The sequence below is a fragment of the Rhodovulum visakhapatnamense genome, assembly GCF_004365965.1.
GTDB classification, from domain to species: Bacteria; Pseudomonadota; Alphaproteobacteria; order Rhodobacterales; family Rhodobacteraceae; genus Rhodovulum; species Rhodovulum visakhapatnamense.
The window spans coordinates 1-11301 of record NZ_SOEB01000016.1; the positions used below are offsets into that span (position 1 = coordinate 1).

Annotated in this window: 11 protein-coding genes; all 11 read right to left on the bottom strand. The window is 61.3% G+C overall.

Annotated features, from left to right (window positions below; genetic code table 11):
* A partial coding sequence (locus EV657_RS13995) for a transposase (RefSeq protein ID WP_134078427.1) occupies window positions 1-224 on the bottom strand: 224 nt, incomplete at its 3' end.
* A gap of 29 nt (window positions 225-253) precedes the next feature.
* Window positions 254-988, bottom strand: coding sequence for a hypothetical protein (locus EV657_RS14000; RefSeq protein ID WP_134078429.1), 735 nt, complete (start codon window positions 986-988; stop codon window positions 254-256).
* A gap of 508 nt (window positions 989-1496) precedes the next feature.
* Window positions 1497-2690, bottom strand: coding sequence for a GIY-YIG nuclease family protein (locus EV657_RS14010; protein ID WP_134078430.1), 1194 nt, complete (start codon window positions 2688-2690; stop codon window positions 1497-1499).
* Complete coding sequence (locus tag EV657_RS14015; RefSeq protein WP_243837623.1) at window positions 2683-4788, bottom strand: pseudomurein-binding repeat-containing protein; 2106 nt, start codon at window positions 4786-4788, stop codon at window positions 2683-2685. The genes EV657_RS14010 and EV657_RS14015 overlap by 8 nt, the downstream gene beginning before the upstream one ends.
* Window positions 4728-5144, bottom strand: coding sequence for a hypothetical protein (locus EV657_RS14020; protein WP_134078432.1), 417 nt, complete (start codon window positions 5142-5144; stop codon window positions 4728-4730). Before EV657_RS14020 ends, EV657_RS14015 begins: the two co-directional genes overlap by 61 nt.
* Entirely contained in the window at window positions 5141-7888 is a 2748-nt protein-coding gene (locus EV657_RS14025; protein ID WP_134078434.1) for a DNA methyltransferase, read from the bottom strand. The genes EV657_RS14020 and EV657_RS14025 overlap by 4 nt, the downstream gene beginning before the upstream one ends.
* On the bottom strand, window positions 7885-8307 hold the full coding sequence (locus EV657_RS14030) for a type II toxin-antitoxin system VapC family toxin (RefSeq protein ID WP_134078435.1): 423 nt from the start codon (window positions 8305-8307) through the stop codon (window positions 7885-7887). Before EV657_RS14030 ends, EV657_RS14025 begins: the two co-directional genes overlap by 4 nt.
* 3 nt (window positions 8308-8310) lie before the next feature.
* Window positions 8311-8559, bottom strand: a complete 249-nt coding sequence (locus EV657_RS14035) for a FitA-like ribbon-helix-helix domain-containing protein (protein WP_107326311.1) — start codon at window positions 8557-8559, stop codon at window positions 8311-8313.
* A 48-nt stretch (window positions 8560-8607) separates the two neighbouring features.
* The gene (locus EV657_RS14040) at window positions 8608-8883 is read right to left on the bottom strand and encodes a WGR domain-containing protein (RefSeq protein ID WP_134078437.1); all 276 of its coding nucleotides are present in this window, start codon (window positions 8881-8883) and stop codon (window positions 8608-8610) included.
* An 84-nt stretch (window positions 8884-8967) separates the two neighbouring features.
* Entirely contained in the window at window positions 8968-9900 is a 933-nt protein-coding gene (locus tag EV657_RS14045) for a DUF2493 domain-containing protein (RefSeq protein ID WP_134078438.1), read from the bottom strand.
* A gap of 367 nt (window positions 9901-10267) precedes the next feature.
* Window positions 10268-11299, bottom strand: a complete 1032-nt coding sequence (locus EV657_RS14050) for a DUF7146 domain-containing protein (protein WP_134078440.1) — start codon at window positions 11297-11299, stop codon at window positions 10268-10270.
* Window positions 11300-11301 lie beyond the last annotated feature (2 nt).

The window sequence follows — 11301 nt, forward strand, 5'->3', positions numbered from 1 at the left end:
CGTGCGAAGACACCCATGTCGCCCCACCGCTTCCAGCGATTGTAGAGGGTCTTCGGCGGACCATACTCCCGTGGCGCATCGCACCAACGCAACCCGTTGCGATTGATGAAGATTATTCCGCTCAACACGCGCCGATCATCGACGCGCGGCTTACCATGGCTCTTCGGAAAGAAAGGCTTCAACCGCTCCATCTGCTCGTCGGTCAGCCAGAAAAGGTTGCTCATCATCACCCCCGTCAGTCCGGGAGTTTGAATCACGCAGGCCGGGCAGCCTCAAGCAAATCAATGGGTCCTGAGCCTAGGCCGGAAAGGATTTGTCGCACATCATTCGCGATCAAGGGGTCGATGTCGGAGCGGTCAGGGGACAGACCAAGCGGCTGCTTCACGGCATTGTAGAGCCCCTGTACGTCCTTCTTGGCAGGGAGCGGTAACCCCAGCTCGATGAGGATCGACCGGCACACGCTCTCGACCGTGCTGCACGCGGCGGTGACGGCATCCTCGGGGTCGGTCTGGCTACTGGCGAGGGCGCGGTCCAGATCGCGGCTCACCGTGTCGAAGTCGATCACCTCGGACAGCCCGGCAAGCTCCGCCAGGACAGGGACATTCTTGCCCGCCTCAACAAGCCGCATCCGCCCGCCCTGCTGCTGAACCTCAAAGCCGTCGAAGCGCAGCGCGCGGTTAAGATGATCGAGCACGGCGATATGGCGCTCGGGCTCATGGATAAAGTCGCGGGGGTCAGCGGCAGCCTCGATGATCCTCGGGAGTGCTTGATCGGCTTCGAAGCCATTGTTGAGATTGATAAGGCACTGCACCAATGACGGCACGCGGGAGCCATTCACCGTGAAGGCCACATTGCAGGCGCGCATGAATTTCTCGATCTTCGGCCCGCTGCGATAGATCCCGATGGGAGGCGTCGTGTCATGGCCCCCACCGCCGCTGATAATGTCGGCGATGGCGTCAATGCTCTGGGGCGATAGCGGGAAGGGCATGGCTATAGGTGATCCTTCGCCCAAAGAAGCGCATTGAAGGCGGCAAGCTTTGCATCGCTTTCAGTTGAATATGCCTTCCTACCAATCTGAGCGGCTCCCGATGCCCTTCTCAGGACACGCACTGACCATCCGGCGCCTGCCCGATACACCGTAAGATTGAACCCGTCTGTGTTGATGTAAAGGTTGCCTTGTCTGGATGTGCGCCATTTTCGAGAAGGCCATCCAGCACGGCGGCGTGCGGAATTTCTGAGACGCTTCTCCCGCTCCCGGGGCCGCTTGTAGTCCTCTTCCATGTGCTCAGCACAAACACAGCCGACTTGAAGCGAACCGGGATAGTCTGGATGCTCCATGATATGAGCATACCGGATTTCGGCGCTTTCACACATCTCGCAGAGTTGGCTGGGCTCTTCCAAGTCTTCAACCCCGACACAGGTCCAGCCTTTTTTCGGGACGCCTGCCTCTGACCATTTCCCTCGACGCGTGTGACTGTCCCGATCCATCGCCCAACCTACCCCGAAATCCATTTGAGTTCGGCTGCGTGGGGATCATAGCGATAGCTGGTTATTGTGCCGTCCCTGATCTTCTCCACAGCATCGTTTATGACAAAGAGAGGTACGAGGAACCATTCTCGCGGGACCACAGGCCGTCCAAAGCGATCCATGACCTCGATTTCGAGCCGTGCGGGTTCGAAAATCCGGTGGATCAGGTTTTCCAGCTTGGACCGGTTGATGTTGTAGAGCTCATATGTCGCAATCACCTCGACATTCGCCATCAAGAATGTCGGTTGCAAATGCGCGCCGGCGATCCGCTTTTCGACGCTCATATTGGTGACGCCGATCTTGTGCACCAGTTCCCGGTTTTCTGTGACGAGTGGATGATCTGACTTGCTGCGAAGCACATAAATGATCCCGCTGGCCTCATCGCCATCGATTGTCTGGTCCGAAAAAAGCGGGCCTGCCGATGGGTCAGTGATCCGGCGTCCGGCGTCGTCCTTGTTCAACGCGCGCTGGAGCGAGCGCATCAGCATGTTGCTCTCGGTGCCGTTGTCAAAAATGACCCGAAGGCGAGCATCCGTACGACCTTGCTCGTTCGTGATGGTCTCACCCTTTTCAGCAACATAGGCTTTCTGACCGCCGACGATGAAAAAGCGGCCCTTCTCGATCTCCGCTTTCATCTCGAAAGGGCGCGTTTCGCGCAAACCGGTGTCCAGTTCCTTTTGGACCATCTCGAACAATGGCTTGAACTTTGAGAAATCTTCGCATTTTTCACGGTTGGCGACCTCGTCGGCGGCCTTTTTCTCAGCGGTAGAGCGGACATGCTTCAATTCGGTAAGTGGGGATGCATCAACCGCCACACCCAGTTCCGCCAGAAGCGCGTCATCATCGAGCTCATCCGTGTCCGTCGCTACGAGCATCGGGCCCTCTGACAGAAGTTCGTGTTTGTCAAAGGGCGCGACGAGATCGCGGCATTCCTGCAAGTCGCGGATCCGATCGAGGCGCACTGCATAGAGACGTTCGAAGATATCGCGGTCTTCACCGTGCTGTGGCGGGCGACCGAATTCATCGACGAACCGAAGGATCTCTTCAAAGCCTGCGATGATGCGTTCTTCGCGTGGTGTGCGGCTGAGCTGCTTCTTGACCTCGACCTCGACACCAAGCTCAGCAAGAAGGGCATCATCCTCGTCGGTGAAACCCTTAGCCATTGGCAGCCTCCTGCTTCATGCGCGCGAGATAGGCCACGCCTTCGGCCATTTTCTTCTCCCACGGATCAGGCGATGTAATGGATGGCAGACGGCCTCGCTCCTGCTTGAACTTGACAGCACGCTTCGCCAGATCGCGCGCCTCGTCCGGTGACAGTTGCACCTTCTTCGCCGAGATCACGGCTTGAACCTGCCGAAGGCTATCCTCGCTCATCGTCTTTGCCAGGATCGAATAGGCTTCGCCGAAGGGGTTGATCCGGTCGATCAAGTCGATGTCGAGCTCACGCACATCCATGGCGAATTTGCGCACCCCGTCGATCAGCGCGGTGTTTCCCGTAGTCTGCGTGTGATCGCCATTCGACAGAGCGATCTCTTTCGCCTTCTGGGTCAGGTTCAGCGCGGCCACCGCATGCTGGCGCACGGCTTCCTGATCCTCGGCGTTGAGCTCCGGGAACTTTGCTCCGACGATCTTTCCCATTCGAACCTGCGTGAGTTCCTCGGGCACCAACTCCTCATCGAATAGGCCGCGCTCGATCGTGGTCTTGTCCTGGACGAAAGCGGTGATCACCTCGTTGAGGTCCTCCTGGCAGATGCGCTTGGCTTCCTTGCTCTTGGGTTCGACCAGGCCCTTGATCTCGATCTGGAATTGCCCACTGGCCTCGTTGAAGCCGACATTTTCCTTGCTCGGATCATAGCCGCCGTCCCCGTAATCGAACCCTTCGACAGGGCCGCTTTTCGCGGTTTTCGGCGTGAAGTTGAAACGCGGGGCCAGCACCTGCTCCATCAGCAGGCTGGCAGCGATCGCTTTCAACGTGTCGTTGACCGCCTCGGTTACGGCCTCAGCCGCGGCGTCGGGCTCCGCGATAAGGTTGGTGAAGCGCGCGCGCGTCTTGCCCTCGGCATCGCGGGTGGCGCGGCCGATGATCTGTACGATCTCCGTCAGGCTGGCGCGATAGCCGACTGTCAGGGCGTGCTCGCACCAGATCCAGTCGAACCCTTCCTTCGCCATCCCCAGGGCGATGATGATGTCGACATGGTCGCGATTGTTCTTCTGCGCGGGGTCCTTCAGCGCGGCGGAAACCTTGTCGCGCTTGGCCGGTTCGTCATCCACCAGATCGGCGATGCGCAGCACACGCCCTTCCGGCGTCTTGACCAACTGAAACCCCGTGGCGGGGTCGGTGCCCTGCCAGTCGCCCAGGGCGTCGATGATGTGCTCGACCTCGCGGTGCTTGTCCTTGGTGCTTTCGCGTGAGTTCACGTTCGGAATGTGCAGGATCGTCTTCTCGGTCGGGTCGAGCACCTTGAGGATGTCATCCGCATAGGACCCGGAATAGAAGAAATACCCGATGTCGAGCGACTTGAGGTATCTGTAGCCGTTCAGCTGTTCGTAATAGGTGTAGGTGACGGTGTCGAACTTCGCCTCGTCCTCGGGCGACAGAACGGCCTCGGCATCACCGCGGAAGTACGATCCGGTCATGGCGACCAGATGCACCTTGTCGCGGGCAACCAGCGCGCCCAGATGCGCGCCCAGCTTGTTGTCGGGGTTGGCCGAGACGTGGTGGAATTCGTCCACCGCGATCAGGCGATCATCAAAGGCCTCGATCCCGAACTTGTCGACGGCGAAACGGAAAGTGGCATGGGTGCAAACAAGCACCTTGTCGTCGCTCGCCAGGAACTTGCCGACGGCGCCGACCTTGCCGTCATCGCCACCGGGCGCGTTGCACAGGTTGCATTGCGGCTGGACGGTCCAGTCGGCCCAGAAGCCATACTTGCTGAGCGTCTCGTCGTTGAAGCTGGACCCGATGGATTTTTCCGGCACGACCACGATGGCCTGACGCAGGCCCTGATTGTGCAGCTTGTCGAGCGCGATGAACATCAGCGCGCGGCTCTTGCCCGAGGCAGGGGGTGACTTGATCAGCAGGTATTGCTCGCCGCGCTTTTCGTAGGCGCGTTCCTGCATCGCGCGCATGCCCAGCTCGTTCGACTTGGTCGAGCTGCCGTTGGCGGCGTATTTGACAGAGACGGAGGGGACACCTTTGGTCATTGCGAAATCCTGTACTCGTTCAAATAGCTGATGGCCCAAGCAGGCGGGCTTGGCCAACTGCGAAAGCCCTTCTGATGCCAGGTGACGCTGTCGGCACCGATCTTGTCATTCGCTTCCATGAAACCGACCAGGGCATCATGATCGTAGAGATAGAGATCGTCGCCATGAAGAAATGCGATGTGAATGCCCTTGCCGGTATATTTCCGGTCGATGACAAGCCGCCCCTTGAGCTGAATTTTCAGAAAGGTTTCGCCGTCGATATGCACGGCGATGAAATCCGCGCCCTGCCAGTCATCGGTCAGGCGGATACTGTTGAAGCCGTAATCGGCCAGTCGCCCGGCGACCTTCTGGAAGTTGTAGTTCTCTTTCTGCCGTGAGTTGAGATCGGCATAGGCGACGCGCTGAAGCTTCATGCGCTCACCTTCGTCGTCATCCGCGTATACATCTCGAACAGCTTTTCCAGCCGTTCGGTGTCGTTGCGGAAGCGGCGGCCGATGTAGATGCGTTCCAGCACCTCGTCGTTGTGGTCATGGGCGGCGCGCAGGTTTGCGGGCATTTTTTCGGGGTCGTAGAGGTCGGCGATGGTGGCGGGGAAATGCGCCTCGCGGGCCAGAAGGATGCCTTCCGCCGCCGCTGTCAGATCAGCGCGGTTCTTTTCGGTCAGTTTGGGGACGGGGAAGGTGTTCCAGCCGAGGGTGTTGGAATAGCGGAAATCGGTTTTCATCTTGCCGCAGACCGTGGCGATCCAGACCAGATGCAGGCGCGAGGCGATCAGCGCCATGTTCCAGAGCGGGGCGTCGTAGAGGGCGAAGGTTTCACTGGTCACTGTTGAGCGCGCATCAATGATGCCGTTCGGCAAATATGGGCGGTTTTCAGAAGACGTTCGAGGAACAGTGAGCGTCCAATTCTTTCCGATCCGCATTTCACGCATCTGATGGGCGCGACTTGCCATCTCGTTGGCGCTCTTGTCGCGGCTATTCAAGCGCATAATGCGCACGCCTTCTATGCGTTGGCGAATTGCTTCAATCGCCAACGCCTCTTGCAGATGATCGTTCTCAATCCACAAGCAATAGCGTTCCAATCCGCGAATGAACTCCGCAGAACCATAAATCCGGCGGATGAATTTGTTATGTTGGTCGGGGGTCAGACCAAGGGTCCGCACTTCGTCTGCACTCAGGAGCAGGTGCCCGCCGTCAACGGGCTTGTTCCCAAAGCTCATGTTGGCGGTGCCGTTCATCGGCCTACTGGCTTTGTCCACTATCACATTCGGAGCGGCCACCAGATAGGCATTGACGTTGTCCGCTTCCTTCACAACGGACCCACCATCATCTGCCAGCGTGAACAGCTTGCGCACTTGCCCCGCATGGTTGGAAATCGCCACAATCGCCACGGTCACGCCCGCGTTGTGGCTCGCAAGGTTCGCCCATTTGAAACTGGTATGGGCAAAGACAATCTCGTGCCCTGTCTTGAAAATCAGCGGCCATAGGATCGGCACCTGTTGCCCCTGACAGATCGAGTTGGTGGACACGAAGGCCGACACGGTGGGCGTGTGCAGCCCGTAATCGGCGGCCTTCATGAACCAGCCCGCGACATAGTCGAGTGACTTCCAGCTTTTCGTGCGCCCGTCGAAAATGCGCTGCAAATCCTCTTTCTGTTCGGTGCTTTGCCACGTTGACCCCAGATAGGGCGGGTTCCCGCAGATATAGGTCTCGCCCCCCTCATTGGCGAAGTCGATCTGTGCCTGATCCTCTGGCTGCATGAACAGGTCATCGGCCTGGAACTTCACCCCCGTCCCCGTGGGCGGGCAGACCGACAGCCAGTCCAGCCGCAGGGCGTTGCCGCAGGTGATCCAGTTCTGCGCATCCAGCGGCAGGAACTCGGCCAGCGCCTCTTTCTGGCCGCGATAGGTCACATCGCATTGGTATTCCGCGATGATCAGCGCCAGCCGCGCGATCTCCGCCGAGAAATCCCGCAGCTCGATCCCGCGATAGTTGGTCAGGGGAATGTCGGTGCGGCGCAGCGGCTCGCCCCGGCGCTTGTTGATCTCATACTCAAGGCTGCGCATTTCCTTGTAGGCGATGACAAGGAAGTTGCCCGACCCGCAGGCGGGGTCAAACACGCGGATCTTGGCCATGCGCGCGCGCAGATTGGCCAGCTTGCGCGCATTGTCGCCCGCTGCCTCCAGTTCCGCCCGCAGATCATCGAGGAAGAGCGGGTTCAGCACCTTCAGGATGTTCGGCACGGAGGTGTAGTGCATGCCGAGGACCGAGCGTTCCTCCTCATCCGCGACGGCCTGGATCATCGACCCGAAGATGTCGGGGTTGATCTGCGTCCAGTCGAGGCTGCCGATATGCGACAGGTAGCGCTGCGCGATCTTGGAAAAGCGCGGCACATCCGTGCTGCCCGAGAAGAGCCCGCCGTTCACATAGGGAAAGGCATCGGCCCAGCGGGGCAGCTTGGCCTCGGCGCGTTTCGGAATGGCGGTGTTCATCGCGCGGAAGATTTCGCCAATCACTTCGTGCGTGTTCGACCCGTCGCGGTTCGCCATCTGGTCGATGGTGGCGGTGAACAGGTTGTCGCTGACAAAGATGTCGGTGTCTTCGGCAAAGAAGCAGAAGATCAGCCGCGCCATGAAGTGGTTCATGTCATGGCGTTTTTCGGCGCTGCCCCAGTCGGGGTTGTCCTTGATCAGCTCGACATAGAGCCGGTTGAGGCGGCTGGTCGCGCGAATGTCAAAGGCGCTTTCGCGGATCTGCTTGACGGTGGAGATACCGGCGAGCGGCAGGAAGAAGCCGAAATGGTCGGGGAAATCGGTGTAGCGGCAGGCGATGGTCTCGCCGGTGGTGATGTCCTCGGCCTCGAGGTCGATACCATCCGTGGCCAGGATGAACTTCGCCTTGGCGCGGGTCGTGGCGGGGCTATCGCGAAGGGCGGTCAGGGTCGCCGCGATATCGCCCGGGGCGCAGGTTTTCAGGTGGATGTTGTTGGTCTGAAGGACGCCGCCGATATCGGACTTGTTCGACGCGCCGGTACGCAGCCGCTTGATGGTCGTGTCCTTGTTGCCGAAGGCCATGAGGAAGGCATAGGGAAACTCGGCCGCATCAAAAGGCTGCTCAGCGAGTTCGGAAACTGCTTGTTCAATCTCAACGGCGTTCATGCGGCGGTCCAGGGGTTGATCAGGTCGATCTCGCAGCCCTCGAAGTCAGGCGTGTTGCGCGTTGCGACGGAGGCACCACGGGAGTGGGCAATGGAGGCGATCTGGCAATCGGCCTGGGCGATCGGTCGCCCGGCAGCACGTCGTGATGCAGCGATGGTGGCATAGGACTGCGCAGCGTCGCTGTCGAAGGGCAGGATACGACCGGCGAGGTCTTCGCGCAGGATACGGTCGACGGCGTCAATCAGCGCGGCGCGGCGCTTGCCGTTCTCCATGATCGCGAGGCCGTAGCGCAGCTCTGCCTCCGATATCGAGGTCAGGTAGACGTTGAGCCCGTCCTGAGCGGACAGCCAGTGTTCAACCTTGGGCTCCGGGGCCGGGCGCAATAGCTCCGAGATGACATTCGTATCGAGGATGATCATGCGTCAGGCCTGGTCGAACATTGGCGGTTCGCGCATGGCTTCACGCTGCGGAAGGTCGAGATCAACGCCGCCCAGAGGCGCGACACGCGCGCGGATCGCCGCGGCGAGATCGTGGGTAGGCTTCGCTTCGCCGACGACGTGGCGCAGGATCTCGCGCGCCTCCTCTTCCATCGAGCGGCCATGTTCGGCCGCGCGGATGCGAAGGCGCCTCTTCACGTCATCGTCAAGGTTTCGGATGGTGATGCTTGCCATGATATCCTCCTGAGAGGAGTGTAATCATCGCAATCAATGCGATCAAGACTAATTGCCTGAATGCAGAGCCTCATAGCCCCGCCGCTTCTTCAATGCTGCGAGCTTCATCAACGCGGTGATCGCTTTGCCTTCATCAGGGTGCGTCTCGATCATCATCTGTCCCCGAAAGCCGATCCGACCCCACTCGCGCACGAGGCTAGCACGGCCGAAAAGATCGCGCTGTACGCTCAGCCGATAGAAGCGACGCATGTTGCGCGCCGGATCGATCCGGCGCATCTGCACGTCGGTCGGGAAGACATCGAGCTGGATCGGGCTATGGTACATGTAGTGATCAATTGAGGTTTCCTACACAATATCAGGTGGAAGTGTGCGCTTCCACCTCGATTTCCCCGCGAGGGGAAAGGGGGCTCACGCCCCCTTCTCGAACTTCATGACCGGGATACCCAGCTTCTTGGCCTTGTCGGCGAGGTTCTCCTGGATGCCATTGCCCGGGAAGACGAGGACACCCACCGGCAGCACATCGAGCATGGCGTCGTTGCGCTTGAAAGGAGCGGCCTTGGCGTGCTTGGTCCAGTCGGGCTTGAAGGCCACCTGCGTCACGCCCCGGGCCTCAGCCCATTTGGCGGCGATGAGCTCTGCGCCCTTCGGGCTTCCACCGTGCAGGAGGACCATGTCGGGATACTTGGTCCGGACCTGGTCGAGCTTGCCCCAGATCAGGCGGTGATCGTTGAAGTCGGTCCCGCCGGTGAGGGCAACTTTGGGCCCTACGGGCAACATCACTTCGGTCTCAGCCCGGCGCTTGGCGGCGAGGAAGTCGCGGCTGTCGATCAGGGCGGCGGTCATGTGCTGGCGGTTCACCATCGAGCCGGTGCGGGGCCGCCAGGTCGATCCCGTGTGATGGACAAACTCGGTGGCGGCGTGATCGCGCATCATGTCCATGCAGTTGCGCCGTTCGATCAGGGTCAGGCCTTCCGCCGTCAGGCGCTCGAGTTCCGTGGATTTCACCTCGGAGCCGTCCTGCTCGCGCTGAAGGCGGCGCTGCGCCTGCTCGTTCTCGTCGAGCGACCGCTCGATCCGGGCCGTGGCGCGGTGGAAGAGGTTGACCTGGCCCCAGAGCACCTCCTCGAGGTCGGGTTCCATGCGGGTGTCTTCCAGGGTCGCAACGAGGGCGTCGAAGATGTCGGCGACGGCGACCGCGAGGCGCTGCCCATCGGGCATCGGGCGCGGATCGGGCTCGTCAAAGGGGCGGTAGCCATAGAGCTGCAGCTCGTCGAGCGCATGGGCGGTCTGGGATGCAGTGTGGGCGGGTTCATACGCGTCGTCGTGGGTGTGGATCGTCATCGGTTCTTGCCTCCGGGCCTATCTCGTCCGCGCGTCATCCCGCGCGGCCTTCATGGGCTGCGAAAGCCGTCACGGGGGACGCCCCTTCACCCCCTTTCGGGGCCGGAACGCATGTGGAGGAGGGCGGGGGGCGGCTGATTTGTCTTTCGCGATGCAAAGGCGGGGCGAGCCCCGCCGGCGGAAATCAGTCGCCCCCCGTCCTTGAAGGGGCGGCACCTTTGACGGCCGCCTGCCCATCTCTTGAAGGCCGCTCGGGTGACGGGTGGATGAGATTGCCCGGAAAGAGGCAAAGCGACGATCCACAGCCATGACAGGGATCCGTACCCCCCTGCCCCGCACTCCCCGACTGACCCTTGCGCGATGCGGATCAGCCTGACAGGCGATGCCGATCCTCTGGCCCGATCTGCCCTGCCAGATGCTGGCGCAGCGCCTCTTTGCCGTACGCCCGGAGATCATCGTTGAAATCCCCGAGCCGCGGTTCCAGCACCCGCACGCGCACCCCGACCTCGGAGGCTCTAGCGCTCAACTTCTCTGCCGCGCGCTGCCCGGCCGGATCGCGATCGATCGCGATGTAGAGGCGCTTCAGCCCCTCCGGCAGCAGGACCGCCCCGAGGTGACCCGACGAGAGCGCCGCCCAGACGGGAAGGCCGGGCACTGCCTCGACAAGGGACAGCATGGTCTCGATGCCTTCACCGACCACGAGGATGTCGTCATGCGGAGTCAGCCTGACGGCATTGCCGAGAAGGTGACCCATGGCACGCCGCTGCGTCTCGACCCGCGCCTTTCCCTGTCCGTCAGGCGCGAGCCAAGTCCGATGCACACCCTGAAGGGCGCCAGCCCCATCGGTGACCGCGGCGATCATCGCCGGTCTGGGGATGCTCCGGGTCTGCCCTTCATCCCGATGCCAGCACTTCGGGTGGAAGCGCAGGGCGCTCATCACCCCGCCTTGGGTCAGGCCACGGGCCCGGAGGTAGGTGTCGGCAAGCGTGCCTGCGACCGGCGCCGAGGCTGCGAAGAGCCGCGCCGCCGCCGCTGGTGTACCACCGGGGGCCTTGGCCTTCTTCGGCACTGGTGCATCCGGGAGGACCGGCTGCGGACGGCCCAAATGCGCCCGGGCCTCGGCCAGAAGATCGGGAAAGCGGGAGATCCCGGTCCTCTCGCGGATGATGTCGAGAAGATCACCATGCTCGCCCGTGGCGCCGTCCGTGAACTTGCCGGCCGCGCCTGGCCCGGAAGCAGGCCCGGTCAGGCGCACGAAGAGCGACCGGCCGGGATTGTTCTGTAGGTCTCCAACGATCCAGTAGGACCCTTCCCGCCGTCCGGCGGGAAGGTAAGCGCGACACACGCTCTCTGCGTTTTCCGCAAGAGCGCGGATCACATCTTCGGTCTCGGAATACATGG

Bases quoted from the DNA above. Each gene is read 5' to 3' on its own strand.
- EV657_RS14000 (WP_134078429.1), bottom strand. From the start codon at position 988: ATGCCCTTCCCGCTATCGCCCCAGAGCATTGACGCCATCGCCGACATT.
- EV657_RS14010 (WP_134078430.1), bottom strand. From the start codon at position 2,690: ATGGCTAAGGGTTTCACCGACGAGGATGATGCCCTTCTTGCTGAGCTT.
- EV657_RS14020 (WP_134078432.1), bottom strand. From the start codon at position 5,144: ATGAAGCTTCAGCGCGTCGCCTATGCCGATCTCAACTCACGGCAGAAA.
- EV657_RS14025 (WP_134078434.1), bottom strand. From the start codon at position 7,888: ATGAACGCCGTTGAGATTGAACAAGCAGTTTCCGAACTCGCTGAGCAG.
- EV657_RS14030 (WP_134078435.1), bottom strand. From the start codon at position 8,307: ATGATCATCCTCGATACGAATGTCATCTCGGAGCTATTGCGCCCGGCC.
- EV657_RS14035 (WP_107326311.1), bottom strand. From the start codon at position 8,559: ATGGCAAGCATCACCATCCGAAACCTTGACGATGACGTGAAGAGGCGC.
- EV657_RS14040 (WP_134078437.1), bottom strand. From the start codon at position 8,883: ATGTACCATAGCCCGATCCAGCTCGATGTCTTCCCGACCGACGTGCAG.
- EV657_RS14045 (WP_134078438.1), bottom strand. From the start codon at position 9,900: ATGACGATCCACACCCACGACGACGCGTATGAACCCGCCCACACTGCA.
- EV657_RS14050 (WP_134078440.1), bottom strand. From the start codon at position 11,299: ATGTATTCCGAGACCGAAGATGTGATCCGCGCTCTTGCGGAAAACGCA.